General features: G+C 66.1%; 27 protein-coding genes. 8 read left to right on the top strand and 19 right to left on the bottom strand.

Annotation, left to right across the window (positions count from 1 at the left end; genetic code table 11):
- Positions 1 to 45: 45 nt before the first annotated feature.
- The 9 genes from efpL to NDK18_RS09985 all read right to left on the bottom strand — a co-directional run bounded on the left by efpL (position 46) and on the right by NDK18_RS09985 (position 8106).
- Positions 46 to 609 carry an elongation factor P-like protein EfpL gene (gene efpL, locus NDK18_RS10025; protein ID WP_250623374.1) on the bottom strand — a complete coding sequence of 188 codons (564 nt, stop codon included), beginning with the start codon at positions 607 to 609 and terminating at the stop codon, positions 46 to 48.
- A gap of 34 nt (positions 610 to 643) precedes the next feature.
- Positions 644 to 1411 (bottom strand): SDR family NAD(P)-dependent oxidoreductase, encoded by a 768-nt coding sequence (locus NDK18_RS10020; protein ID WP_250623373.1) that lies wholly within the window; start codon positions 1409 to 1411, stop codon positions 644 to 646.
- 36 nt (positions 1412 to 1447) lie between these two features.
- Positions 1448 to 2017, bottom strand: coding sequence for a GNAT family N-acetyltransferase (locus NDK18_RS10015; RefSeq protein WP_250623372.1), 570 nt, complete (start codon positions 2015 to 2017; stop codon positions 1448 to 1450).
- Complete coding sequence (locus tag NDK18_RS10010; RefSeq protein ID WP_250623371.1) at positions 2014 to 2487, bottom strand: GNAT family N-acetyltransferase; 474 nt, start codon at positions 2485 to 2487, stop codon at positions 2014 to 2016. Before NDK18_RS10010 ends, NDK18_RS10015 begins: the two co-directional genes overlap by 4 nt.
- A 3-nt stretch (positions 2488 to 2490) precedes the next feature.
- Positions 2491 to 2982, bottom strand: a complete 492-nt coding sequence (locus NDK18_RS10005; protein ID WP_250627711.1) for a GNAT family N-acetyltransferase — start codon at positions 2980 to 2982, stop codon at positions 2491 to 2493.
- The gene (locus NDK18_RS10000) at positions 2979 to 4265 is read right to left on the bottom strand and encodes a metal-dependent hydrolase family protein (RefSeq protein WP_250627710.1); all 1287 of its coding nucleotides are present in this window, start codon (positions 4263 to 4265) and stop codon (positions 2979 to 2981) included. Before NDK18_RS10000 ends, NDK18_RS10005 begins: the two co-directional genes overlap by 4 nt.
- 39 nt (positions 4266 to 4304) lie before the next feature.
- Entirely contained in the window at positions 4305 to 5204 is a 900-nt protein-coding gene (locus tag NDK18_RS09995; protein WP_250627709.1) for a hydroxymethylglutaryl-CoA lyase, read from the bottom strand.
- A gap of 12 nt (positions 5205 to 5216) precedes the next feature.
- The gene (locus NDK18_RS09990) at positions 5217 to 7217 is read right to left on the bottom strand and encodes an acetyl-CoA carboxylase biotin carboxylase subunit (RefSeq protein WP_250627708.1); all 2001 of its coding nucleotides are present in this window, start codon (positions 7215 to 7217) and stop codon (positions 5217 to 5219) included.
- A 100-nt stretch (positions 7218 to 7317) separates the two neighbouring features.
- The gene (locus NDK18_RS09985) at positions 7318 to 8106 is read right to left on the bottom strand and encodes an enoyl-CoA hydratase-related protein (protein WP_250627707.1); all 789 of its coding nucleotides are present in this window, start codon (positions 8104 to 8106) and stop codon (positions 7318 to 7320) included.
- A gap of 79 nt (positions 8107 to 8185) precedes the next feature.
- Here NDK18_RS09985 and NDK18_RS09980 point away from each other — a divergent pair, with 79 nt between their 5' ends.
- The 3 genes from NDK18_RS09980 to NDK18_RS09970 are packed head-to-tail and all read left to right on the top strand — an operon-like array spanning position 8186 to position 10574.
- Entirely contained in the window at positions 8186 to 8431 is a 246-nt protein-coding gene (locus tag NDK18_RS09980) for a FeoA family protein (protein ID WP_250623365.1), read from the top strand.
- On the top strand, positions 8428 to 10275 hold the full coding sequence (feoB, locus tag NDK18_RS09975; RefSeq protein WP_250627706.1) for a ferrous iron transporter B: 1848 nt from the start codon (positions 8428 to 8430) through the stop codon (positions 10273 to 10275). Before NDK18_RS09980 ends, feoB begins: the two co-directional genes overlap by 4 nt.
- Positions 10272 to 10574 (top strand): DUF6587 family protein, encoded by a 303-nt coding sequence (locus NDK18_RS09970; RefSeq protein WP_250627705.1) that lies wholly within the window; start codon positions 10272 to 10274, stop codon positions 10572 to 10574. The genes feoB and NDK18_RS09970 overlap by 4 nt, the downstream gene beginning before the upstream one ends.
- An 8-nt stretch (positions 10575 to 10582) precedes the next feature.
- Here NDK18_RS09970 and NDK18_RS09965 read toward each other — a convergent pair whose 3' ends face one another.
- A complete protein-coding gene (locus tag NDK18_RS09965) occupies positions 10583 to 11335 on the bottom strand; it encodes an IclR family transcriptional regulator (protein ID WP_250627704.1) in 753 nt (250 codons plus the stop codon).
- A gap of 172 nt (positions 11336 to 11507) precedes the next feature.
- Between NDK18_RS09965 and fucP the strand changes: the two genes are divergently transcribed.
- Positions 11508 to 12770: an L-fucose:H+ symporter permease gene (gene fucP / locus NDK18_RS09960; RefSeq protein ID WP_425600641.1), complete on the top strand. Its 1263-nt coding sequence runs from the start codon at positions 11508 to 11510 to the stop codon at positions 12768 to 12770.
- Positions 12770 to 13123, top strand: a complete 354-nt coding sequence (locus NDK18_RS09955) for an L-rhamnose mutarotase (protein ID WP_250623361.1) — start codon at positions 12770 to 12772, stop codon at positions 13121 to 13123. Before fucP ends, NDK18_RS09955 begins: the two co-directional genes overlap by 1 nt.
- 5 nt (positions 13124 to 13128) lie before the next feature.
- Here NDK18_RS09955 and NDK18_RS09950 read toward each other — a convergent pair whose 3' ends face one another.
- The 7 genes from NDK18_RS09950 to NDK18_RS09920 form a co-directional block, all read right to left on the bottom strand.
- A complete protein-coding gene (locus tag NDK18_RS09950) occupies positions 13129 to 14259 on the bottom strand; it encodes an alpha-hydroxy acid oxidase (protein ID WP_250623360.1) in 1131 nt (376 codons plus the stop codon).
- Positions 14260 to 14262: 3 nt separating this feature from the next.
- Entirely contained in the window at positions 14263 to 15576 is a 1314-nt protein-coding gene (locus NDK18_RS09945) for an L-fuconate dehydratase (protein ID WP_250627702.1), read from the bottom strand.
- Positions 15577 to 15578: 2 nt separating this feature from the next.
- On the bottom strand, positions 15579 to 16433 hold the full coding sequence (locus NDK18_RS09940) for a fumarylacetoacetate hydrolase family protein (RefSeq protein WP_250627701.1): 855 nt from the start codon (positions 16431 to 16433) through the stop codon (positions 15579 to 15581).
- A 10-nt stretch (positions 16434 to 16443) separates the two neighbouring features.
- The gene (locus NDK18_RS09935; protein ID WP_250623357.1) at positions 16444 to 17196 is read right to left on the bottom strand and encodes an SDR family oxidoreductase; all 753 of its coding nucleotides are present in this window, start codon (positions 17194 to 17196) and stop codon (positions 16444 to 16446) included.
- Positions 17193 to 18068: an amidohydrolase family protein gene (locus NDK18_RS09930; protein ID WP_250627700.1), complete on the bottom strand. Its 876-nt coding sequence runs from the start codon at positions 18066 to 18068 to the stop codon at positions 17193 to 17195. Before NDK18_RS09930 ends, NDK18_RS09935 begins: the two co-directional genes overlap by 4 nt.
- Entirely contained in the window at positions 18065 to 19069 is a 1005-nt protein-coding gene (locus NDK18_RS09925; protein ID WP_250627699.1) for an aldo/keto reductase, read from the bottom strand. Before NDK18_RS09925 ends, NDK18_RS09930 begins: the two co-directional genes overlap by 4 nt.
- 94 nt (positions 19070 to 19163) lie before the next feature.
- The gene (locus NDK18_RS09920) at positions 19164 to 20654 is read right to left on the bottom strand and encodes a phospholipase D-like domain-containing protein (RefSeq protein ID WP_250627698.1); all 1491 of its coding nucleotides are present in this window, start codon (positions 20652 to 20654) and stop codon (positions 19164 to 19166) included.
- A 55-nt stretch (positions 20655 to 20709) separates the two neighbouring features.
- Here NDK18_RS09920 and NDK18_RS09915 point away from each other — a divergent pair, with 55 nt between their 5' ends.
- The 3 genes from NDK18_RS09915 to NDK18_RS09905 all read left to right on the top strand — a co-directional run bounded on the left by NDK18_RS09915 (position 20710) and on the right by NDK18_RS09905 (position 24814).
- Positions 20710 to 22638: an acetyl-CoA hydrolase/transferase C-terminal domain-containing protein gene (locus NDK18_RS09915; RefSeq protein WP_250627697.1), complete on the top strand. Its 1929-nt coding sequence runs from the start codon at positions 20710 to 20712 to the stop codon at positions 22636 to 22638.
- Between the two features lie 65 nt (positions 22639 to 22703).
- The gene (gene ispG / locus NDK18_RS09910; protein ID WP_250623352.1) at positions 22704 to 23957 is read left to right on the top strand and encodes a flavodoxin-dependent (E)-4-hydroxy-3-methylbut-2-enyl-diphosphate synthase; all 1254 of its coding nucleotides are present in this window, start codon (positions 22704 to 22706) and stop codon (positions 23955 to 23957) included.
- Between the two features lie 26 nt (positions 23958 to 23983).
- Positions 23984 to 24814, top strand: a complete 831-nt coding sequence (locus NDK18_RS09905; RefSeq protein WP_250627696.1) for an aldo/keto reductase — start codon at positions 23984 to 23986, stop codon at positions 24812 to 24814.
- On the opposite strand, the gene aat is transcribed toward NDK18_RS09905, so the two are convergent.
- Positions 24811 to 25506 carry a leucyl/phenylalanyl-tRNA--protein transferase gene (gene aat / locus NDK18_RS09900; RefSeq protein WP_250627695.1) on the bottom strand — a complete coding sequence of 232 codons (696 nt, stop codon included), beginning with the start codon at positions 25504 to 25506 and terminating at the stop codon, positions 24811 to 24813. The genes NDK18_RS09905 and aat overlap by 4 nt on opposite strands.
- Positions 25507 to 25911, bottom strand: a complete 405-nt coding sequence (locus NDK18_RS09895; protein ID WP_250623349.1) for a VOC family protein — start codon at positions 25909 to 25911, stop codon at positions 25507 to 25509. It abuts the gene before it with no gap.
- Between the last annotated feature and the right edge of the window lies 1 nt (position 25912).

Below are 25912 nucleotides of genomic sequence, written 5' to 3'. Positions count from 1 at the left end.
CCGTTGCTCGAGGGGGAAGGGGCTGCAGGCAGCCCCTTTGGGTTTCTAGGCGCGGCCGGCGAATTCGCCGGTGAGGGTATTCACCGTGACCTTCTCGCCGGTAGTGATGTACTCAGGTACCTGTACCTCGACACCGGTTTCGAGCGTGGCGGGCTTGGTGCGCTTGGTGGCGCTGGCGCCCTTCAATTCCGGCGCGGTGTCGGTGACGGTCAGCACCACGTTGGTCGGTACCTGCAGGCCGACAGGAGCGTCGTCGATCACCTGAACATAGTAGCCTTCAAGCCCCTCGACGATATAGCCAGCGTTGTCGCCCACCATCTCCGGCGGCAACAGGTACTGTGTGTAGTCCTCGGCGTCCATGAACACGAAGGCCTCGCCATCCATGTAGGAATAGGTCGCCTGGCGCCGGCTCAATTCCACTTCCTTCAGGTCGTCGTCGGCGCGCAGCGAAAGGTCGAACTTGCGGCCGCCGGGGATCGAATACAGGGTGAAGCGGAAGGTGACGTTGCCACCACGCGCGGTGGGCGAGCTGCGCTCGATGTCACGCACCTGGTACACGGTGCCGTCGTTCTCGATCACGGTACCGCGCTTGACGTCGGAAGCTTTCATGCGAAGGGCTCGGGTGTTGGGCTGGAAGGGGTGATTACTTAGGCTGCAGGCGCACGGCGCCGTCCAGGCGGATGGTCTCGCCGTTGATGTAACGGCTCTGCACCACGAAGCCGACGGTGCTTGCGAATTCATCGGGTTTGCCCAGGCGCGCCGGGAACGGAATGGTGGCCGACAGTGATTCCTGCACCTGCGGCGTCATGCTGTCGACCATCGGTGTCCAGAAGATGCCCGGGGCGATGGTGACCACGCGGATGCCGAAGCGCGCGAGTTCGCGCGCCATGGGCAAGGTCATGCCCACCACGCCTCCCTTGGAGGCTGAGTACGCGGCCTGGCCGATCTGGCCTTCAAAGGCCGCCACGGAAGCTGTGTTGATGATCACGCCACGCTCGCCATCTTCACCGGCATCGTTGGCCTGCATCAGGTTGGCCGCGGCCTTGGCCACGTTGAAGCTGCCCACCAGGTTCACCATGATGGTGTTGCTGAAGTTGGCCAGTGGCATCGCGCCTTCCTTGCCCACCACGCGGCCGGCACCGAGGATGCCGGCGCAGTTCACCACCACGTTCAGGCCGCCCATGGTCTCGCGCGCGGCGGCGACATTCTTGGCCACGTCGTCTTCGGAGGTGACATCCACCCGGCGGAAATGCGCGTTGTCGCCCAGTGCCTCGCAGGAGGACGCGCCCTTCGCGTCGTTGACGTCGAACAGCGCGACTTTCGCGCCGTGGTCCACCAGGTGCCGGGCCACCGCATAGCCCAGCCCCGAGGCGCCACCGGTGATCACTGCCTTGACGTGTCCAAGCTGCATGGGGAAGGTCCTGTGCGTCGTGCAAAGACCGTCATCTTACCCGAGCGCAAGCCTTACCTGCAGGGCGGAATCGTGGCGCATGCGGGCAAACGGCAGGACGGCGGGCGGCGGATTCGCCGGGACCGCCAATTCCCTTTGCCATAGGCCGACATCGTGCCACTGGCCGAGCTTATAACCGCAATGGCGCCATACGCCGGCCGGCTGGAAACCGAGCGCGCCGTGCATGGCCACGCTGCTTTCACCGGGCAGGGTGATCGCCCCCACGGCCTGGTTGAAGCCCTGCATCTGCATCACATCCAGCAGGCATGTGTACAGGCGCCGGGCGATGCCGCGCCGGCGCGCGTTTTCATGTACATAAACCGATGTCTCGGCGATCCAGTCGTAGGCGGCGCGTTCGCGGAAGCGACCGGCATAGGCATAGCCGAGCACCTGGCCTTCGTCTTCGAACACCAGCCACGGGTAGTGGGCCAGCCGCGCTTCGATGCGCCCGGCCATGGCCTGGGCTCCGGGCAGCTCCGTCTCGAAGGTGATGGCGGAATGCAGCACCGCGGGGGCGTAGATGTCGTGGCAGGCGGCGGCGTCGCCTGCGGTGGCAATGCGGATCATGCGAGGGACTTTTCCATGAAGATGCTGTGCGGCGTGGCGCGATGCGTGCCGAAGTTGCCGCAGCGGCGGTATCCGGCACGTTCGTAGAGTTCCTGGGCCTCGGTCTGGGCGGTCCCGGACTCCAGCCGTATCAACTTGCCGCCGGAGCGGCGGATCTGGTCTTCCAGGGCTTCGAGCAACTGCTTGCCCAGGCCCAGCCCGCGCACGGTGGGGATGACGTACATCTTGGCCACCTCGACGTAGTCGTCGTGGTCGGCGAAGGCGCCGCAGGCCACCGGCACGCCATCCACGCGCGCGGTCATGAAGGTGACGTTCGGACGGTGCAGCGGAGAGGCGGCATCGCCCGGGCGGCGTTCGCTTTCGGGGTAGAGCTCGGCCAGGTAGCCTTCGAATTCATCGATCAGCGGCACGATGTCCTGGGCCCCCGGGTCGTCGACCTGGAAGGTGAGCTGGGGCGGTTGGCTGGCCACGGGCTACAGATCCCGGATAAAGAAGCGATCGCAGCTGAAGTGCCCGGTACCACCCATCGGGTGGTCCATAGGCTCGAAGCCGTGGCGGCGGTAGAGCGTTTGCGCCGAATCCATGCCGGTGAGGGTTTCCAGGTAGCAGCGCCCGAAGCCCAGGCGCCGCGCCGCTTCCAGGCAGCACTGCATCATCGCCGCACCCGCACCGATGCCGCGCGCCTTGGGCAGGAAGTACATCTTGCGCAGCTCGCAGACGTCTTTCTCCTGTGCGTTCACCAGCGGCGCGATACCGGCGCCGCCGACGACCTCGCCGTCCATGATCACCACGTAGTAGGCGGTGTCTTCGCGCGCATAGGCCTCGGCCATGCAGTCGACTTCTTCATCGTGGATGGCAAAGCCCGGGCCGTCGGCGCCGAACTCGGGCATCACTTCACGGATGATCGCCGCCATGGAGGCATCGTCGCGTGGTTCGATCGGGCGGATCTGGAAACTGGGACTCATGGATGGCCGTCGGGGCTGCGGTAGAGGGTTCCATCCTTCATCACCAGCACCGGATGGGCAAGGTCTTCGATGTGGGCGCTGGGGTCACCCGAGAACGCTGCAAGGTCGGCGCGCATCCCCACGGCGATGCGGCCGAAGCGGTCGCCCTGACGGAGGATACGCGCGGCGACGTCGGTGGCGGCGTGAAGTGCCTGGGGCGGGGTCATGCCGTCGCGCACCATGGCCACCGGCTCGCGCCAGTTGGTGCCATGGGTGAACACGCCCACGTCCGAGCCGTTGCCGATGGTCACGCCCACTTTGAGCGCGGTGCGGAAGGCGTGCTCGGCCTCGCGCATCTTGTCGGTGGGCGGGTCGCCGGGCTTGTAATGGTTGAAGTATTCCTCGGTGGCGTCCACCGCGGTGAGCGTGGGCTCGTAGGTGGTGCCTTGCTTCTTCATCCGGGCGAACGTGGCTTCGTCGGTGCCGTAGCCGTGTTCGATGGTGTCCACACCCGCCGCCACCGCCATCGCCACGCCTTCGCGCGAGGCGGCGTGGGCTGCCACTGGCCGGCCACCGAGGTGCGCGGTATCGACGATGGCCTTGAGTTCGGCCGCGGTGAAGGTGGGCATGGTGCCGCCATCGGGACCCACGCGGTAATCGGCGTACAGCTTGATCCAGTCCGCGCCATGTGCTGCCTGTTCGCGCACCGCGCGCATGGCTTCGTCCACGCCGCTCACTTCCTGGGCGCCGGAGGGGAGGTCAAGGTCGGGTCGAAAGCCGTGGGGGCCGGGGCCGTAACTGGCGGTGGCGACGATCGCGCGCGTGGCCACGAACATCCGCGGTCCCGGGATCAGCCCTTCGTTGATCGCGCGCTTGATGGCGACGTCGCCGAAGCCGGCGCCTTCCGTGCCCAGGTCGCGCAAGGCGGTAAAGCCCGACATCAGCGTGTCCCGCGCATGGGCTGCGGCCTCGAGCACGCGGTAGTCGGGTGCTTCCTTGAGCACCTGGTCGTTCCACAGGGTTTCGTTGTACGGGTGCAGGAATACATGGGAATGAAGGTCGATCAGGCCCGGCATCAGCGTGGCGCCCGGCAGGGGAATTTCACGGGCATCGGCGGTCGGGTGCAAGCCCTCGCGTGGTCCGACGCCGGCGATCACGCCATCGCGCACCAGCACGGCCCAACCTGTGTGGGTGGCGTTGCCTTCGGCCGTCCAGACGCGGTCGGGAACGAGCAGCGTGTCCCGCGCGGCTGCAGGCGCCACCAGCGTAAGCAGCAACGCAACGAAAAAGATGGTGCGCGGCATAGGGTTCCCCATTCAACCGGAACCTCGATGATAGCCCGCTCAGGCCGCGGTGCGCGCCCGCGTCACCCGGCTGGCGGTTTCCTTGCCCAGCTGCGCGGCAAGCCACGCGCCGGTGGCGATAAGGAGGTCGAGGTCCACGCCGGTCTGCATGCCCATGCCGTGCAGCATGTACACCACGTCTTCGCTGGCGACGTTGCCGGTGGCGCCCTTGGCGTATGGGCAACCGCCTGTGCCAGAAACGGCGCTATCGACCACGCGCACGCCTTCTTCCAGGCAGGAAAGGATATTGGCCAGGGCCTGGCCGTAGGTGTCGTGGAAATGCACGGCCAGTGCGTCCATCGGCACTTCGGCGGCGACGGCGCGCAGCATCGCGCGCGCCTTGGCCGGCGTGCCCACGCCGATGGTGTCGCCGAGCGAGATTTCATGGCAGCCCAGTTCATGCAACGCCTTGGCCACGCGTACCACGTCGGACAGCGGCACCTCGCCCTGGTAGGGGCAGCCCAGCACCGTGGACACGTAGCCACGCACGGATACGCCGTCTTCGCGGGCGCGGGCCATGACCGGGCGGAAGCGGTCGATGCTTTCATCGATCGAGGCGTTGATGTTCTTCTGGTTGAACGCTTCGGAGGCCGCGGTGAACACGGCGATCTCGGTGACGCCCACGGCGCGGGCACGCTCATAACCCTGCTCGTTGGGCACCAGCACGGGGTAGGTCACTCCCGGCACCTTGCGGATGCCGGCGTACACCTGCGCGGCATCGGCCAGCTGCGGTACCCATTTGGGGCTGACGAAGCTGGTGGCTTCCACCACCGACAGGCCCGTGGAAGAGAGGCGATCGATAAGCGCGATCTTGACGTCGGCGGGGAGCAGCGTTTTTTCGTTCTGCAATCCATCGCGCGCGCCTACTTCGACGATGCGTACAAAATTTGCTGCGTTCATCGGTTGAATCCTTCAGGCTTGATCGTTCGCGGCCAGGCGGACCAGCACGCGGTCGGCTTCAACGAAGTCGCCCTGGGCCGCGCCTACCGACTCGATGGTGCCGTCGCGCGGCGCCTTCAAGGCCAGCTCCATCTTCATCGCCTCCATCACCAGCAGATCCTGGCCGGCCGTGACGGTGTCGCCGGGCTTCACGCGCACCAGCACGATGCGGCCAGGCATCGGCGCCAGCAGGCGGTCATCGCCTACCGCGTCGGCGAGGACCCAGGCGAAAGCGGGGGCGCGGTCGAACGCGTGGCGGAAGCCGGCGGTATCGTGGACGGCCACGTGCCCGGCATCCAGGTGCACGCGAAGCCGGTACGCATGGCCGTCGAAACGCGCGGTTAGCACGCCATCGGCCAGCCGCGCGCCGGATACTTCCGTGCTGGCCTCGCCGGACCTCAGGTGATACGTGCCGTCGTGGCCATAAGCTGCGATGTCTCGGCGCTCGCCATCCACCACCAGGGCCACCAGGCGCTTACCCGGATGCGCGTTGCGCCAGGCGTCATTGGCCGCCCACGGCGAATGCGGATCGCCAGGCGCCGCCGTGGCCCGGGCTTCTTCGTCCAGCAGCACGGCCGTGGCAGCGGCGAAGACGTCGCCGTCCGTGGACGGCGTGGCGCCTTTGAGGAACTGATCCAGGTGCCGATCGAGGTAGCCGGTGTCGATATTGCCTTCCACCACCGCCGGATGGCGCACCAGGCGTTCGAGGAAGGCGATGTTCGAGGCGGGCCCCACGATCTCGCAGGCGGCCAGCGCTTCGCGCAGGCGTTCGAGCGCACGCGGCCGGTCGCGATCGAACACGATCAGCTTGGCGATCATCGGGTCGTAGAAGATGCTTACCGTGTCGCCTTCCACCACGCCGGCATCCAGCCGCACATGCGGCGAGGGTTCGGGCAGGCGCAGGTGTGTGAGCTTGCCCGAGCCCGGCAGGAAGTTCTGCTCCGGGTCCTCGGCGTAAAGGCGCACCTCGATCGCGTGGCCGCGGGCCTGCACATCACCCTGGGCCAGCGGCAGGTAGCCACCGGCGGCGATGCGCAGCTGCCATTCAACCAGGTCGAGCCTAAGCGTTTCCTCGGTCACCGGATGTTCCACCTGCAGGCGGGTATTCATTTCCATGAAGAAGAATTCACCGTCCTGCGCCACGATGAACTCCACCGTGCCCGCGCCCACGTAATCCACCGCCTGGGCTGCCGCCACAGCGGCTTCGCCCATGCGCGCGCGGCTGTCGATCTCCAGGAAAGGCGAGGGGGTTTCTTCCAGCACCTTCTGGTAGCGGCGCTGGGCCGAGCATTCGCGCTCGTTCAGATGGATGACATGGCCGTGGGTGTCGCCGAACACCTGGAATTCGATGTGGCGCGGGTGTTCGACGTAGCGCTCCAGGATCACCCGTGTGTCGCCGAAGGCGCTGGCCGCTTCGCGTTGCGCGGACGCGAGGGCTTCGGCGAAGGCGCCAGCGTCGCGCACGATGCGCATGCCCTTGCCACCACCGCCGGAGGCCGCCTTGATCATCAGCGGGAAACCGGTCTTCGCGGCCTGTTCGGCCAGGTGCCCAGGATCCTGGTTGTCGCCGTGGTAGCCCGGCACTAAAGGTACGCCGTGCTTTTCCATCAGCGCCTTGGCGGCCGCCTTTGAGCCCATGGCATCGATGCTTTCCGGCCGTGGGCCGATGAAGACGATGCCGGCCGCGGCGCAGGCACGGGCGAAGCCGGTGTTTTCCGACAAGAATCCATAGCCAGGATGAATGGCCTGGGCACCGGTCTTCTTCGCCACCTCGATGATGGCATCGCCGCGCAGGTAGGAATCGGCCGGCCGCGGGCCGCCGATCGGCCAGGCTTCATCGGCAAGGCGCACATGCTGGGCGTTGGCGTCGGCCTCGGAATACACCGCCACCGTCCTGATGCCGAGCCGACGGCAGGTACGGATGACGCGGCAGGCGATCTCGCCGCGGTTGGCAATGAGGATGCAATCAAACATGCGCAGGCCTGGGAAAAGATTTGTTCAAACGGTGAACGCTAGCAGATTCAGCGAAAACGCCCGCGTGCGTTGCAGCATGGCGTCCGTGCGACGGCGACTTTCAGCTACGCCATGTCGGTCCGCGTTTTTCAAGGAACGCCTGCAGGCCTTCCTGGCCTTCGGCTGACACGCGCAGGCGGGCGATCAAGGCGGCGTTCTGGATGTCCACGCGCTGGGCTTCCTCGGCCGTCTGTCCGGCCATGGCCAGCGCCAGCATCTTCGCCTCGCGCTGCGCCACCGGGCCGCCGGGCCACAGCAGGGCCACGGCGTTGGCCACGGCGTTGTCCAGTTCATCAGCCGGAACCACTTCGTGCAGCAGGCCGATGCGCTGGGCGTGGCTGGCGTCGAACACTTCGCCGGTGACGAACAATCGCCGTGCATGGCGCGGGCCGACGGCTGCCACCACGTAGGGGGAGATCACCGCCGGTACCAGCCCCAGCTTCACTTCCGACAGCGAGAACTTGGTACCGAACACGCCGATGGCGATATCGCAGCAGGCGATCAGGCCCACGCCACCGCCGTAAGCCGCGCCATTGACGCGTGCGATGGTGGGCTTGGAGAGGAACTGCAGGCGGTGCATCAGCGCTGCCAGGCGTTCGGAGTCGGTACGGTTCTCCTCCTCGCTGGCGCCGGCCATGCCGCGCATCCAGTTGAGGTCCGCCCCGGCGGAGAAGCTCGCGCCCTCGCCGGTCAGAACCACTGCCCGGACGCTTTCGTCCGCCTCGACGTCGGCCAGCAGGGCGGTGAGGGAGGCGATCAGCGCGTCGTCGAAGGCGTTGTGCACCGCCGGACGGTTGAGGGTGATCGTGGCCAGGGTGCCGGAGCGTTCGAGCAGGACGGCGTCGGTCATGGATTAAGCCCCGTAGGTAATGTGCAAGAAAGGATACAACGGCGTATAATGCGAATTATTCTTATTTGAGTAATCATCCGTGCGGTTGTCCGAGTTGCCCAGAGGCGCGCCCGCCATGGTCCAGGATGTCGAAGATGCCCACCCCGCCGACCCCATCGCCCAGCGCCTGCGCGAGCTGGGTTTTGTCAGCGGCGAGCCCGTGCGCATTGTCGCCCGCGGGCCGCTCGGTGGCGATCCGCTGCTGGTGCAGATCGGCTCCACGCGCTTTGCGCTGCGCCGGTCGGAGGCTGCGCGGGTGACGGTAAGCCAGGAGGCTACGGCATGAGTGAGTCAGTCCTGCGCATTGCCCTGGTCGGCAACCCGAACTGTGGCAAAACCGCACTGTTCAACCAGCTCACCGGCGGCCGGCAGAAGGTAGCCAACTACGCCGGCGTCACCGTCGAGCGCAAGGAAGGTCGCTTCGTGGCGCCGTCGGGCCGCAGTTTCCAGCTGCTTGATCTCCCGGGCGCGTACAGCTTCGCCGCCACCAGCCCGGATGAAGCCATCACCCGCGATGTCTGCCTGGGTCGCTACCCGGGCGAGGCCGCACCCGACCTCATCGTCTGCGTGGCCGATGCCACGAACCTGCGCTTGCACCTGCGCTTCGTGCTGGAAGTGCGCCAGCTGGGCCGGCCGGTGGTGCTGGCGCTGAACATGATGGACGCCGCCAAACGGCGCGGCATCGTGATCGACGTCGACGAACTGCAGCGGCGCCTTGGCGTGCCGGTGGTGCAGACCGTCGCCGTGCAGCGGGGCGGCGCGAAGGCGCTGATCGAGCGCGTGGACGGCGACGTGCCGGAAGCGGCGCCCTCCGATCCGGCTCCGCTGACCCCCGCCCAGATGCACGCCCAGGTCCGTGAGCTCCTTACCGCCACTGTCACCATGCCGCGCGAGACCGCCGCCGTCGACGACGCGCTGGACCGTTGGGCACTGCATCCAGTGATGGGCATGGTGATCCTGGCGGGGTTGATGTTCTTCATCTTCCAGGCGGTGTTTTCCTGGGCTAAGCCGGTGATGGATGGCATCCAGGCGGGCATCACCTGGCTGGGCGCCTGGTCCACCGGCTTCCTCCCCGCTGGCAGCGCGCTGCATAGCCTGTTGAACGACGGCGTGTTCGCAGGCCTTGGCGCCGTGCTGGTGTTCCTGCCGCAGATCCTGATCCTGTTCTTCTTCATCCTGGTGCTGGAAGAATCCGGCTACCTGCCGCGGGCGGCGTTCCTGCTCGACCGCACGATGTTCAAGGCGGGCCTTACCGGACGCGCGTTCATTCCGCTGCTGTCCAGTTTCGCCTGCGCCATCCCCGGCATCATGGCCACGCGCAGCATCAACGATCCGCGCGACCGCCTGACCACGATCATGGTGGCGCCGCTGATGACGTGTTCTGCGCGCCTGCCGGTGTATACCTTGCTGATCGCGGCGTTCATCCCGCCGCGCATCGTGGGCGGGGTGTTCAACCTGCAGGGCATCGTGCTGTTCGTGCTGTATTTCGCCGGCATCTTCAGTGCGCTGGCGGTGGCCTGGGTGATCAAGCGCATGCGCCGCGACAAGAGCGAGCACGCGTTGATCATGGAGCTGCCGTCCTATCGCGTGCCGCATGCGCGGGACATCGCCCTGGGGCTGTGGGAGCGCAGCAAGATCTTCCTGCGCCGGGTGGGCGGCATCATCCTGGCGCTTACCGTGCTGCTGTGGTTCCTGGCGAGCTTCCCGGGGCCGCCGGCCAACGCTACCTTGCCCGCGATCGACTACAGCCTGGCGGGGCGCATCGGTCATCTGCTGCACTACATCTTTGCCCCGATCGGCTTCAACTGGCAGATCTGCGTGGCGCTGGTGCCGGGACTGGCCGCGCGCGAGGTGGCAGTGGCGTCGCTGGGTACGGTCTACGCCATGTCCGGTGGCGAGGACGCCGTGGTTTCGCAACTGGGTACGCTGATTTCGCAGCAGTGGTCGCTGGCTACCGCGTTGTCTCTGCTGGCCTGGTACGTGTTCGCTCCGCAATGCATGTCGACGCTGGCGGTGATCCGCCGCGAAACCAATTCCTGGCGCAACGTGGCGATCGCCGCGGGCTACCTGTTCGGCCTGGCGTACCTGGCGTCGTTCGCCACTTACCAGATCGCGAGCGCGCTCTCATGACGGCCTTCGCTGTCATCCAGGCCATCGTGATCGGCATCGCGCTGCTGTTGGCTGCGGTCACGGCCTTCCGCAAACTGTTGCCGAAAACAGCGACGCGGGTGCAGGCACGGCTGTCAGCGGCGCTCAACGAGCCATCGCGCTCGGCATGGATGCGTATCCTCGGCCAGCGCATGCAGCCAAAGGCCGCTACGGGTAGCTGCGGCGATGGTTGCGGCAGTTGCGGCAGCTGCGGGCCGAAGCCGGTGGGCAACCAGCCCGACGTACAGGCGCTGCATTTCCGGCCGCGCGCGCGGTCTTAAAGCCCTCGCTAGCCGAGTTCGGCAGATATATCCGCCGCGGCCTTGCACAAGGTGCTTACCGTCATCGCCATGTCGATGGACGATCCTTCACGCGCGATGAAGGGCACGGTCAGTGCGCACACGGCATGGCCGTGTTCAAGGATGGGCGCGGAGAGGTCGGTGACGCCGCCGACGACGTGGCTCGGGGCCGAGGCGTAGCCTTTCTCGCGGATCTTCGCCAGCCGACGGAGCAGGGCCTTGCGCTCGACGCTGTCGTCGTGCGCTTCGACGACATCCAGCCAGTGGTCCCTGACGGCGTCACCTTGCCACGCCAATAGCACCAGCCCGGAGGTCGCCTGGGCCATCGGCCGGCGGTGGCCGACGCGAACCACCAGGCCGATGTCGCCGGGCGGATCGATACGCGCCACCACCACGATCTGCTCGCCCGAAGGCACCACCAGGTGGCAGCTTTGTTCGATCTGGCCGGCCAGGCGATGCATCACGGGCAGGGCGGTTTCCACCACGTTCTTCACCGGCGGCTGCTCCATGCCCAGTCGGAACAGGCGGGGAGTGATGGCGTAGCTGCCGTCGCCTTCATTGCGGGCGATGTAGTCGCGTTCCTCCAGTACCTGGAGCATGCGGAAGATCTCGCCGCGCGAGCGGCCGACGCCCTCGGAGATTTCGGCAATGCTCAAGGCCGCCGGCGCCGCGGCCAGCAGTTCAATGATGTCCAGGCCCTTGTCGAGGGCCGGGGCACGGTATTTGGTCGGTTCCTTGGCCATGTCCGCTTCAAAAAGTGACGACGTGCAAGCTTGCCTGATCGGCAAGGCGGGGCGCCATGCATGGTTTTGCTGCACTGCGTCTTGTGCGTGCATGAACACTAAGTTCATATTTGCACAACGCGTGCACCGGTGACCACAGGAGCAGTTGATGGCGAGCGCCACCCCGTTACCGATGCCGGCCAGTCGGCAGGCAACCGCAGGCCTGCTCGGTCCATTCGTCTTGATCGTCGCGTTGTTCTTCCTCTGGGGCCTGGCCAACAACCTTAACGACGTGCTGGTGGCGCAGTTCAAGAAGTCGTTCGTGCTGAGCGACTTCCAGGCCGGGCTGGTGCAGAGCGCGTTCTACCTCGGGTATTTCCTGATCGCCATGCCGGCGGGCCTGTTCATGCGCCGCTACGGCTATAAGAGCGCGGTGGTGTTCGGCCTGCTCCTGTACGGCGCGGGCGCCTTCCTGTTCTGGCCCGCGGCGAGCCTGGGTACGTACGGCCTGTTCCTGTTCGCGCTGTTCGTGATCGCCAGCGGACTGGCCTTCCTGGAGACCTCGGCCAATCCGTTCGTGACCTTGCTGGGGCCGGCAGAATCCGGCACGCGCCGGTTGAACCTGGCCCAGGCCTTCAATCCGTTGGGCTCGATCACCGGCGTGCTGGTGGGGCAGCATTTCATTTTCTCCGGCATCGAGCACACGCCGGCGCAGATGGCTGCGATGGATGCGGCTACGCGCTCGGCGTACCTGGCGCAGGAAACCAGCGCGGTGCAGTGGCCGTACTTCGTGATCGGCGTGGTGGTAGTGGCCTGGGCGGTGCTGATCCTGGTCACCCGGTTCCCGGCGTCGGACATCGCGGCCGACGAAGCGCCCGCACGCCATGGCGTGATGGGCCGCCTGCTGCGCGACCGCTCGTTCGTGTTCGCCCTGGCCGCGCAGTTCTTCTACGTGGGTGCGCAGGTGGGCGTGTGGAGTTACCTGATCCGCTACGTGCAATTCGGCATGCCGGGAACGCCAGCGAAGGAAGCGGCCAATTTCCTCACCGCGTGCATGGTGGCCTTCCTGGCCGGGCGATTCACTGGCACGGCGTTGATGAAGCGCGTGCCGGCCGAGCGCTTGCTGCTGGGCTTTGCCGCCGTCAACGTGGCACTGGTGCTCGTTGCCATGCTGGTGCCGGGCCTGGTGGGTGCATGCGCGCTGGTGGGCGTGAGTTTCTTCATGTCGGTGATGTACCCGACCATCTTCGGCCTGGCCGTGCGCGACTGCGACGACGACGAGCGCAAGATCGGCTCGGCGCTGCTGGTGATGACCATCATCGGCGGTGCGGTGCTGACGGCAGTGCTCGGCGCCGTGTCCGATCGGTTCGGCATCGCGTACGCGATGGTCGTGCCGGGTATTGCGTTCGTCGTGGTGGGCGCTTTCGCGCGGCACCATGTGCGGACACACGCCTGATGCCGGGCGAGGCCCATTTGCACCAGGTCTTTACGCTGGACCTTCGCAACGACGCGCGGGCGATCGCCGAGTACGAGCGCTGGCATCGCGCCGATACGATCTGGCCGGACGTAGTCAAATCCATCCGCGATGCCGGCATCATCGACATGCGCATCTACCGCACCGGCAACCGCCTGGTGATGGTGATGGAGCCCGGCCCCGGCTATGACGCAGCCGCCAAGGCAGCCTCGGATGCTTCCAATCCGCGCATACAGGCCTGGGAACAATTGATGGACACCTTCCAGGAGCGGCTGCCGTGGGCGGCCGACGGGCAGAAGTGGGTGCCGATGGACGAGATATTCCGTTTGCCGTGAAACGGCTACCAGAGCGCGTCGTTATTGATCGCCCTGACGTCGGTCTGGCCGCACAGCGCCATGGTGGTACTTAGTTCCTTGCGGATGATCTCGATCGCAGCGGCAACACCAGGCTGGCCCATGGCACCAAGTCCATAAAGGAACGCCTTGCCCATCAGCGCGCCGCGTGCGCCAAGTGCCAGTGCCTTGAACAGCGCTTGGCCGCTGGTGATGCCGCCGTCGAACAACACTTCGCAACGGTCGCCCACTTCCTGTACCACGGCGGGCAGCGCATCGATGCTGGCCGGGGCGCCGTCGAGCTGGCGGCCGCCATGGTTGGATACGACGATCGCGTCCACGCCATGATCGGCGGCAAGCTTCGCGTCACGGGGATCCATGATGCCCTTGATGATCAGCTTGCCGGGCCACGCCTCGCGGATCCATGCCAGATCGGCCCAGGTGAGCGTGGGATCGAACTGGCTGGCGATCCACTGCGCCAGGGTGGTGAGACTGTCGCCGCCGATGCGCCCGGCGAGGTTGCCGAACGAGCGGCTGGGCGCACGCAGTACGTTCCATGCCCAGCGCGGCTTGCTCATGATGTCCACCGCGTTGCGCAGGGTCAGCTTCGGTGGCACCGCCAGGCCGTTCTTTATTTCCCGATGGCGTTGGCCCTGGATGGTGAGGTCCACGGTAAGCATCAGTGCCGAACACTTTGCCGCGTGCGCGCGCTGGATCAGTTCGCGGGTGAAGCCGCGGTCGCGCATCACATACACCTGGAACCAGAACGGCGTATCGCTGGCCGCGGCCACCTGCTCGATCGAGCAGATCGACATGGTGCTCAAGGTAAAGGGAATGCCGGCCTCGGCCGCAGCCCGCGCACCAAGGATCTCGCCACCGCCGTACTGCAACCCGGTAAGCCCTGTGGGCGCGATGGCCAGCGGCAGGCTTACCGGCTGGCCGATGAAGGTGGTGGCCAGGTTGCGCCGGTCGACGTCGATCATCACCCGTTGGCGCAGCTTGATCCGATCAAGGGCGCGGGCGTTCTCGCGGAGGGTGGATTCGTCGTAGGAGCCGCGGTCGGCGTATTCGAAGAAGGCGCGCGGTACGCGGCGGCGCGCCAGTTCGCGCAGGTCCGCCACGTTGGTGATGGTGGTCATCGGCTAGCCCGTCATGGCGACAGGCGCATCCTGCCATACCGGGCCGTCGGGGAAGCGGTGGGCGTCGATCGAGGCCTGGTGCATCTGGGCCGAGAAGCCCGGAGCAACCGGCGCGAGGTAGCGCCCGTTGCGGATGGTTGCCGGGTCCACGAAGTGCTCGTGCAGGTGATCGACGAACTCGATCGCGCGGTCGTCTTTCAGGCCGGTGATGGCGACGTAGTCGGCCATGGCCAGGTGCTGCACCAGTTCGCACAGGCCCACGCCTCCCGCATGCGGGAATACGCGCACGCCGAACTTCGCCGCCAGCAACAGGATGGCCAGGTTCTCGTTCACGCCGCCCACGCGCGCGGCATCGATCTGGATCAGGTCGACGCTCCCGGCCTGCAGTAGTTGCTTGAACATCACCCGGTTATGAGTGTGCTCGCCGGTGGATACCGGTGTGTTGATGGCGCGGCGGATGGCGGCGTGGCCCAGGATGTCGTCGGGGCTGGTGGGCTCTTCGATCCAGGCAAGATTGAATGCTTCAAGCCGGTGCATCCACTCGATCGCCTGCGGTACGTCCCATCGCTGGTTGGCGTCCACGGCGATGGCAACGTCCGGCCCCACGGCCTGGCGTGCAAGCTGGCAGCGGCGAACGTCGTCGTCCACGTGCGCGCCTACTTTCAATTTGATGGTGTTGAAACCCTCGGCCACCGCCTCGCGTGCCAGGCGCTGCAGTTTCTCGTCGCTATAGCCCAGCCAGCCGGGCGATGTCGTATAGGCCGGGTAGCCTTCCTCCAACAGCCGGGAGATGCGCGCGGCCCGGTGCGGCTGGGCCGCGCGCAGCATTCCCAGCGCCTCTTCCGGCGTGAGGGCGTCGGTGAGGTACCGGAAATCGATGGTGGCCACGAGGGCCTCGGGGCTCATCTGGGCGATGAAGCGCCACAAGGGCAAACCGGCGCGACGCGCGGCCATGTCCCAGGCAGCATTGACCACCGCGCCGATGGCCATGTGCATCACGCCCTTTTCAGGGCCAAGCCAGCGCAGCTGCGAATCACCCACCAGGCGCGCGGAGAAACCGCCGAGGTTGTCCACCACGTCGGCCAGGTCAAGGCCCACCACGTGCGGGCGCAGCGCATCGAGCGCCGCCGTCTGCACGTCGTTGCCGCGGCCGATGGTGAACACCAGGCCATAGCCTGAAAGCTCGCCCTCGTCGGTGCGCAGCACCACATAGGCGGCCGAATAATCCGGATCCGGGTTCATCGCATCGGAACCATCCAGTTCCCGCGAGGTGGGGAAACGGACGTCGACGGTTTCCAGCGCGGTGATCTTCGCCATGGTCAGCGGTCCGCCTTATGCGCATGCGCCACCTGACGTTGCGTGCCAAGGCCTTCGATGCCCAGTTCCATCACGTCGCCGGGCTTGAGGTACGTGGGTGGCTTCAGTCCGAGGCCCACGCCCCCCGGCGTGCCGGTGCTGATCACATCGCCGGGCATCAGGGTCATGTAGCGGCTGATGTAGCTCACCAGTTTCGCCACGCCGAACACCATGTTCTTCGTGTTGCTCGATTGATATCGATGGCCATTGACGCTGAGCCACAGGTCCAGGTTCTGCGGATCGCCGATTTCGTCGGTCGTGACCAGCCAGGGGCCCAATGGACCGAAGGTGTCGCAGCTTTTGCCCTTCACCCACTGGCCGCCGTGCTCCATCTGGAATTCGCGCTCGGAGAGGTCGTTCACCACCATGTAGCCGGCGACGTGGCTTAGTGCCTGGTCAACCGTCACATCGCGCGCGACGGTGCCGATCACCACGCCAAGCTCCACTTCCCAATCGGTCTTCACCGAGCCGCGCGGAATCACTACGTCGTCGTTCGGGCCCATGATGGCCGTGGTGGCTTTCATGAACAGCACCGGCTGTTCGGGGATGGGCGCGCCGGTTTCGGCGGCGTGGTCGGCGTAGTTCATGCCCACGCAGATCATCTTGCCCACCTGGCCCACGGCGGCACCCAGGCGGACACCGGCGTCGAGGCGGGGAAGGGTGGATGGATCGATCGACGCCAGGCTCATGAGCGATGCCGGCGACAGCGTGGCGCCGGTGATGTCGTTGACCTTGCTACTCAGGTCGCGCAGCGCGCCATCGGCATCCACGAGGCCCGGACGCTCGGCGCCGGGATTGCCATGTCGGAAAAGTTTCATCGATACATTCCTAGTTCGACCAGCCGCCGTCGATGACGTGCACGGTGCCGGTGGTGAAAGACGATTCGTCGGAGGCCAGGTACACCGCGAGCGCCGCGATTTCCCCGGGCTCGCCCAGGCGGCCCATTGGCTGGCGGTCAGTGAAACTTTTCCAGGCCGCGGTTTCGTCGCCACCGAGGGCGCGAACGCGCTCGGCGAGCGAAGGTGTTTTCACGGTGCCCGGGCAAATGGCATTGCAGCGCACGCCGCGCGAAACGAAATCCGCAGCGATCGAGCGGGTCAGGCCGATCACCGCGGCCTTGGTGGCGCCGTAGGCAAAGCGGTTGGGTACGCCCTTGATGCTGGACGCCACCGAGGACATGTTCACGATGCTGCCCTGGCGGCGTTCGAGCATGCCTGGAAGCACTGCGCGGCAGAGGTGGTACATGCTGTCCACGTTGATCGCGAACGAGCGGCGCCAGGCGCTTTCGTCGGTATCAAGGATGGTCCCGGCGTGCACGAAGCCCGCGCAGTTGAACAACACATCCAGGGGATGCTGCGCGATGGCGGCGACGGCTTCAGGATCGGTGACATCCAGCACCTGGGTGCGGATGCCAGGATGCAAGCCTTCGAGCGACGGCAATGCCGAAGCGTCGATGTCGGTTGCCAGCACTTCGGCTCCGGCCGCGGCAAAGGCAAGCGCCGTGGCGCGGCCGATGCCGGCGCCCGCGGCAGTGACAAGGGCGCGTTTGCCCGCCAGGCGGCGGGAGGTTTCGAGGATCATTGGCGGGCCATGGCATGGACGGGAAGGGATGGGCGGGCAAGGTCAAGACGGTAGAAACGCGCAGCGTTCTCGCCCATCACCGCAGCCTCATGGTCGGGCGCGAGCGCACGGACATGGCGCAAGGCCAATCGCAGCCAGTGCGCGTAATCGCAGCGCAACGTCGCCACCGGCCAGTCGCTGCCCCACATCAGGCGCGCAGGCCCGAAGCTTGAGAACAGGTGCTCGACGTACGGCGTGATGGTGGCTTCGTCCTGGTCGGGCGTGAGTTGGGTCAACAGGCCCGAGAACTTGCAGTGCACGTTGGGGTACCGGGCCAGCCGTTCGATGCACGTGGCCCAGCGCGAGAAGCTGCCATCGGCAAGGTCGGGCTTGGCACCGTGGTCCACCACCACGCGAAGCCGTGGCTCGCGGTCCAGTCGCCGTTGCAACGCGGGCCATTGCAACGGCCCCACCAGTGCATCGAACGCCAGGTCGCTTGAGTGCAGACAGGCGAACGCGGCGTCGATGCGTTCGCTGTCGAGCCAGTCGGGATCGTCGATGTCTTGCGCCATGGGCCGCAGCCCCACCAGCAAGCCGCCGCCATCGGCGATGAGCGATGCGATGCGTACGTCTACGTCGGGTGCTTCGAAATCCACCCAGCCCACCACGCCCACCGCGGTGGTATCCAGGCGTGCCATTTCGAACAGGAAGCGGGTTTCATCCTCGCTGGGAGCCGCCTGCACCAGCACGAAAGCTTCAACACCGGCTTCATCGCGGATGGCGGCGATGTCCTGGGGAAGAAAATCCCGGCGCAGGGAAGCCGGTGCGCCAGCGAGCCAGCCGTAGTCGCCACGCGAAGGTTTCCAGTAGTGCTGGTGCGCGTCCAGGATCATGCGGCTACCAGGCCTTCGTCGCGCAGGCGCGCCCACAATGTGGCGGGCAGCGAAGTGGTCATGCGTTGCGTGGCCGCGTGCACTTCTTCAGGCGAGCGCAGCCCGCAGACCACGGTGGCCACGGCCGGATGCGTCAGCGGGAATTGCAGCGCCGCCGCGCCGATGTCGACGTGTTCGGCGCGGCCGATGTCGTAGTAACGCTGGGCCCGCGCGCGGATGGCATCGCTGGCGGGTTCGTAGTCGTAGGTAGCGCCCGGGCCGTCGCCGGCGCCCAGGAGGCCCGAGTTATAGGGCGCGCCCGCCATCACCGCCACGCCATCGTTATATGCCATGGCCATCACGCGACGGCTCTGCGCCTGCTCGAACAAGGTGAAGCGGCCGGCCAGCAGGATCGTGTCGAGCTCGAAGCGCGGCATGACGTCCAGGCACACGGATTCTTCATTCACGCCAATGCCGATCGCCTTGCATATGCCCTGGTCGCGAAGCGATGCCATGGCGGGAAGGGCCTCATCCAGCGCCTGCCGCAATACAGCAGGGGCGTGCTCGCCGTGGACGAGGCTGCCGATGTCGTGCAGCAGCAGGATGTCGATGTAGTCGGTACGGAGCCTGCGCAGGCTCTCCTCCACCGAACGCGTGACGCCGTCGCGGCTGTAGTCGAACACCGCATGCCGGCCCTGCACGGCGAAGCCGTCGTTTCCCGATGCGTTGCCGTGCTCGACAAGCCGCCCGGCCTTGGTGGACAGCGTGAAGCGGGGGCGATCCACGCGGCCCAGGGCTTCACCCAGGCGGCTCTCCGACAGGCCATAGCCGTAGTACGGCGCCGTATCGAAATGAGTGATGCCCGCCTCGAGCGCGGCGCCGATGGCGGCCTGTGCCACTGCATCGTCGACGCCTGCGTAGAGGTTGCCGATCGGCGCCGCGCCGAAGGACAGCGGCGACAACGCCCCTATCCGCGATCGCAGGCGGTCAGGGCGGTCGGGCGCCTGGCGGGGCAGGGGCATCTCAGGTTCCGTGGTGCTGTGTGTATATGAACTTTACGTTCATATGTGTACAAAGCCAAGCTGCGATGCAACAACCGGGGGATTCGGCGAGTGCTTATTCGGCTTGTTTCGAAACGGGGCGCGGCTCCACCGCGGAATCGGGTTTATCAGGCTTCGCCTTCCTGCGCCGGGCGCGCAACTGCAACCACTGCACGCCAAGGTTCAACGAGAACCACAGGGCAATCGCCGCAATAGGCCACGCCAGGCCACGTGGCCAGAACACGCCGATGGCACCGAGCACCAGCAGGCCCAGGAAGCCTGCGAGCACTGGCCCAGTTTCCGTGTCGCCCAGCACCCGGCGCTGGCTAAGTGCTGCACCGACGGTATTGGCCAAGCGCAGGGCGCTGGCGGCGGCACGGCTTGAACTTCCACCGGGCCGCGACGGACGGTGCGGCCGGGGTTCGCTGCTGGCCACGCGTTCACCGCCATGCTGGCGGCGCGAGGGCGCGAGTACGATCTCGGTGGCATTCTCCAGGTCCACCTCGTATTGGTGGGCCATCTTCCCGGCAAAACCCTCATCTTCAATCGCCACGTCGATCTCGCGATTGCCCAGCCAGCTTTGGATATTGAGATTGGACGAACCCACCCGCGCCCATTGGCCGTCGGCAACGGCCGTCTTGGCGTGCAGCATCGAGCCGTTCCATTCGAACACGCGCACACCGGCTTTGAGCAGCGGCTTGTAGCCCGAGCGCGACATGCCGGCTACCAACGGGATGTCGCTGCTGCCCGGTACCAGCAGGCGAACGTCCACGCCGTCGCGCGCGGCGGCGCACAGCGCTTGCACGTAGGGTGCGATGCCCACGAAGTAGGCATCGGTCAGCCACAGGGATTTGGTGGCCAGCGCGGCGATCATCTGGTCCAGGCGATAGGTGCCGGCCGTGTAGGGCTGGTTGGCCACCACGCGAAGGGCGATATTCCCTGCATCAGGACACGCCACGGGCGAGGGCAGTTCCAGCGGATCGGCGATGTCGGCCCAGCTATCGAAGAAGGCGTTGTCCAGTTCCGCAACCGCCGGGCCACGGATCGACACGCCGGTGTCGCGCCAGGGCGGGACATTCTTCTTCGGGTTGCCCAGCCATTTGGCGCTGATGCACACCCCCGAGAGGAAACCCAGGCAGCCGTCGGTGGTCAGCAGTTTGCGGTGGTTGCGGCTTACCCAGCCGAAGGGGCTACCGATGCGCGGCGGGTTGTGTATGCGCACCTGGCCACCGGCGGCGCGCAGCGGCGTCCAGAACGACGGTCGCGATTGCCCCAGGCAACCGACCCAGTCGCAGATCACCGCCACGAACACGCCGGCGCTGGCGCGCTCGACCAGTGCATCCCGGAAAGCCCGGCCAACCTCGTCGTCACGAATGATGTAGTTCTCGAGGAATATCCGCTCCTTCGCACTCCTGATGGCATCGAGCCATTGGTCGAAATGCACCTGGGCATCGATCATCAGGCCAACATCGTTGCCGGTGACCAATGGTGCACGCGCTGAGCGGCTGAGCGCCTGTTCGGCAAGGCGCCGGTCCGACGCTGCCTGGCGGGCGTGGCGGGAAGTCATGGGGTTTTGTGTTTCCCTTGCATGCGATGAAAGCGAGTCTGGCATGATGCCGTGCATGCCGTCATCGGAACGTCTACCGGATATCGCAGCCGTCGTGGCGCGCATCCTCGCGGCCACGGGCGGCCACCCGCGCGTGGCCGCGCCCCTGGGACTAGGCAAGCCGCACGATCTGCTCAACGCGCTTTATGCGGAGGCGGCGGCGAGGCCTGAAACTTCCCTGACGATCTTCAGCGCGTTGTCGCTCACGCGCCCGCGGGCGAAGCCGGGCCTGGAAGCCCGCTTCCTTGATCCGTTCCTCGATCGCCATCTGGGCCCCGATTTCCGCGGCCTGGATTACGCAGCAGCGCAGGCGCAGGGCGTGCTGCCGGCCAACGTGCACGTGCACGAGTTCTACCTGCAAAGCGGCGCGCTGCTGCACTCGGCGCCCGCACAGCGCGACTACATCAGCCAGAACTACACCCACGTCGCGCGCGACCTGGTGGACCGCCAGATCAATGCGCTGGTGCAACTGGTGGCGGCCTCTGGTGAGCGCATCAGCCTGTCGACCAATCCAGACCTCACCTTCGATTTCCTCGACCGGCAAGTGGCGGCGGGGCAGCCACGGGCGCTATGCGTGGCAGTGGTGCATCCGGACATGCCTTTCGTTTCGGGCAATGCCGAGGCGCCAGCGGGCTTCTTCGACGTCGTCGTGACGCCGGAGACAACGCCTTCCTTGTTCGCGCTGCCACGCCAGCCGGTGACAGTGACCGAGCACGCGCTGGGCATCCACGCCAGCGCCCTGGTGCGTGACGGCGGCTGCCTGGAAATCGGCATCGGCGCGCTGTCCGATGCCATCGTGAATGCATTGCTGCTGCGGCATGGCCGGAACGCTGTGTGGAGCGAAGCACTTGAAGCGCTCGATGGCCGTGGCGTCACGCGTTCGATGGCCTTGCGCGAAGGAGGTATCGAGCCTTTCGAGCGCGGCATCTATGGTGCGAGCGAAATGGTGATGGATGGTTTCATGCACCTGGAGCGCGGCGGCGTGCTCAAGCGCCGCACTTTCGACGACGTCGAACGCGAGCGCCGTTCCGCCCGTGGCGAGCCCGATGCCGATCCCCACCGCGGTGGCCACTACCTGCGCGGTGCCTTCGTGTTGGGTTCGCGCGAACTCTACCGCTGGCTGCACCAGCGGGAGGCCGAAGACCCGGATGGCATCGACCTGTGCCGGGTCTCCAACGTCAACCAGCTCTACGGCGACCACCAGGCCCTCGCCGCGCTGCAACGGCGGGACGCGCGCTTCTTCAATACCTGCATGATGGCCACGCCGTTGGGCGCGGCCGTGTCCGATGCACTGGCCGACGGCGAGGTGGTCAGCGGCGTGGGCGGGCAGTACAACTTCGTTGCCATGGCGCACGAGTTGCCGGGAGGCCGCTCGGTGTTGCTGATGCGATCCACGCGCAGTACCGGCGGCAAGGTTGTGTCGAACATCGTGTGGAACTACCCGCACACCACTATCCCGCGACATCTGCGCGACATCGTGGTCACCGAATACGGCGTGGCGGACCTGCGCGGACGCAGCGATACCGAATGCGTGCAGGCCATGCTTGCCATTGCCGATGCGCGGTTCATCGACGGCCTGGTGGCCCAGGCGAAGAAGGCCGGCAAGCTCCAGGCCGGTTTCGTGGTGCCCGACGCCTGGCTCCGGAACACCCCGGAGGCCTTGCGCCTGGCGATGCCTGCCCTGGCTGCGCCGGAATTTCCTTTTGGCAGTGATTTCTCGCCGGAGGAACTGCGCCTGCTGCCCGCGCTGGCGTGGCTGCGCTCGATGTCGGCGTCGTGGGGCGGGCGGCTACGCCTGACGGGAGCGTTGCTGCGGCCGGGCAAGGCGGTGTCGGGGGAGGAAGAAGCCCTGGCGCGCATGGGCTTTGAAGGGCCGCTGAAAATAGCCGATGCCCTGCAAATGCGCCTGCTGCGGGCGGCCCTGCGCCGCGTGCATGCCGCCTGACCGCGGGCGGTCATGGCGCTTGCGGTATCCTAGTGGCCTGGCCGCATAGCCCCCATATCGACCCCATGACCGAAGCTTCCCGTTATTCCCCGCGCGATGCCATGCCTCAAGCGCGCCGCCCCAGTATCGGCGTCCGCGTCGGCAACGTTTTGGTGGGCGGTGGCGCCCCGGTGGTGGTGCAGTCGATGACCAATACCGACACCGAAGACCCGGCAAGCACGGCCAAGCAGATTGCCGAACTGGCCCGCGCCGGCTCGGAACTGGTGCGCATCACGGTCAATACGCCAGCCGCCGCGGCCGCCGTGCCGCGCATCGCCGAACGCCTTCAGATGATGGGCGTGCAGGTGCCGATCATCGGCGACTTCCACTACAACGGCCATCAGCTGCTGCAGGGCGAGCCCGCCTGCGCCGAGGCGTTGGCCAAGTACCGTATCAACCCGGGCAATGTGGGCTTCGGCAAGAAGAAGGACACCCAGTTCGCCTCGATCATCGAGTTCGCGCTTAAGTACGACAAACCCGTGCGCATCGGTGCCAACTGGGGCTCGCTGGACCAGTCCATGGTGGCGGCGCTGATGGATGAAAACTCAAAGCGCAGCGATCCCTGGGATGCCAGCCACGTGGCGCGTGAAGCGCTGATCCGTTCGGCGCTGGATTCGGCCGCCCGTGCCGAGGAGATCGGCCTGCCGCGGGATCGCATTATCTTAAGCTGCAAGGTTTCCGGTGTGCAGGAATTGATCGCCGTCTACCGTGACATCGCCACCCGTGGCGATTACGCCCTGCACCTGGGCCTGACCGAAGCCGGCATGGGCTCCAAGGGCATCACGGCGTCGGCGGCGGCATTGGCCGTGCTGATGCAGGAAGGCATCGGCGACACCATCCGCATCTCGCTTACCCCGGAACCGGGCCAGTCGCGCACCAACGAAGTGATAGTGGCGCAGGAACTGCTGCAGACCATGGGCCTGCGCGCATTCACCCCGTTGGTTACCGCGTGCCCGGGCTGCGGCCGCACCACCAGCGAATTCTTCCAGGAACTTGCCAAGACCGTGCAGGCTCACGTGCGCGGCAAGATGCCCGAATGGCGGGTGAAGTACGACGGCGTGGAAAACCTCACCCTGGCCGTGATGGGCTGCATCGTCAACGGCCCGGGCGAATCGCGCCACGCCAACATCGGCATCTCGTTGCCGGGCAACGGCGAGGCACCTTCGGCACCGGTGTTCATCGACGGCGAAAAAGCCATGACCCTGCGCGGCGACAACATCGCCGAGGAATTCGTCGGCATCCTCGACAACTACGTCGAAACGCATTACGTCCAGCGGTAATTTCCGTTTTCCCTATGGAGCATCGCATGACCACCAGGCAACCCCTGCTTACGCTCAACGACGGCCATACGGCACCGCAGCTGGGCTTTGGCGTATGGCAGATCGATGACAGCGTGGCTACTGAGTCGGTGGCCAAGGCCATCCAGACCGGCTACCGCTCCGTCGACACCGCCGCCATCTACGGCAACGAGAAGGGCACGGGCGAAGGCCTGCGCCGGGGCGGTGTTCCCCGCGAGGAGATTTTCCTTACCACCAAGCTGTGGAATGCCGACCAGGGTTTCGACAACACGCTGCGAGCCTTCGACAAAAGCCTGAAGCTCCTTGGCACCGACTACGTCGACATGTACCTGATCCACTGGCCGATGCCGGCCAAGGGCACTTACGTCGACACCTTCAAGGCGATGATCCGCCTGCGCGAGGAAGGGCGCATCCGCAGCGTCGGCGTGTCCAACTTCAATCCCGCCCATCTGGACCATCTGATCGCCGAGACCGGTGTTACCCCGGTGGTGAACCAGATCGAATTGCATCCGGATTTCCAGCAGGACGACGTGGTGAAACATCACCGCGAGAAGAACATCGTCACCGAAGCCTGGAGCCCGCTGGGGCAGGGTGGCGACCTGCTGAAGCACCCGGTGCTTGTGGAGATTTCCAAAGCCCATGGCAAGTCCGTCGCCCAGGTGATCCTGCGCTGGCACCTGCAGACCGGCCATATGGTGATCCCGAAGTCGCAGACACCGGCGCGCATCGAGGAAAACTTCGATGTGTTCGATTTCCTGCTGAGCACGGCAGACCTGGGTAAGATCGCGGCGCTGGATGCGGGCCATCGCATCGGGCCGAATCCGGATACGCTGAACTAGATCCAGCCCCACATGTCGGCAGGCCGTTTCTCGCGGACCAGTGCCGCGGCGTGGCCGAGGAATTCGTCGCGCGACAATTCGATCGCGCCCATGCTCAAAAGGTGTGGGTTCGTCACCTGGGCGTCGAGCAGCGGCATGCCGTTGCTTTCAAGCAACCGGCACAGGGCGATCAGCGCCGCTTTCGATCCGCCCGTGGCATGGCTGAACATCGACTCGCCGCAGAACAGGCGGCCGATGGCAAGCCCATAGATGCCGCCGACGAGGTTTTCGCCGTCCCACACCTCCACGCTGTGTGCGTGGCCTTCGCTATGCAGGGCTTCATAGGCTTCGATCATCGGCTCGCCGATCCAGGTGCCGCGCTGGCCTTCGCGTTCGCCGGCGCAGGCGCGGATGACCCGGCCGAAAGCCTTGTCGATGGTGTAGGTCCACGTGCTGCGTGAAAGCAGCTGGCGCATGCTGCGGCTGACATGGACATTGGCGGTTTCGAACACGCAGCGCGGGTTGGGCGACCACCACAGGATCGGTTCGCCCGGGTTGTACCAGGGGAAGATGCCCTGGCGGTAGGCGGACAGCAGCCTGTCGGTGGAAAGGTCGCCGCCGAAGGCGAGCAGGCCATTGGGCTCTTCCAATGCCGTACGCGGGTCCGGAAACGACTCCGACACGCCAGGATGCAGTTTGGGCAGGTGGATCATCTATGCATCGCGCGCGTTGAGTTGCAGCAGGTCCCAGCGGTTGCCGTAGAGGTCTTCGAACACCGCCACCGTGCCGTAGGGTTGTTCCGCAGGCTCACGCACGAAGCGCACGCCTTCGGCTTGCATGTGCTTGTAATCGCGCCAGAAATCGTCGGTATTGAGGAACAGGAACACGCGGCCGCCAGCCTGATTGCCGACGAAGGGCGCTTGCTCGGCGTTGCTTGCCTTGGCCAGCAGCAGGCTGGTGCCGGTGGAGCCGGGCGGCGCAACCACCACCCAGCGCTTGTCCTGCTCGGGCTGGTAGGTGTCTTCCACCAGCGTGAAGCGTAGCTTCCCGACGTAGAAGGCGATGGCCTCGTCGTAGTCGTCGACGACCAGGGCGACATGCACGATCGATTGTTTCATG

Source organism: Pinirhizobacter soli (assembly GCF_015905305.1).
Taxonomy (GTDB): Bacteria; Pseudomonadota; Gammaproteobacteria; order Xanthomonadales; family Rhodanobacteraceae; genus Pinirhizobacter; species Pinirhizobacter soli.
Note: the sequence above shows the minus strand (reverse complement) of the source record. Positions and strands in the feature narration are given on the sequence as shown.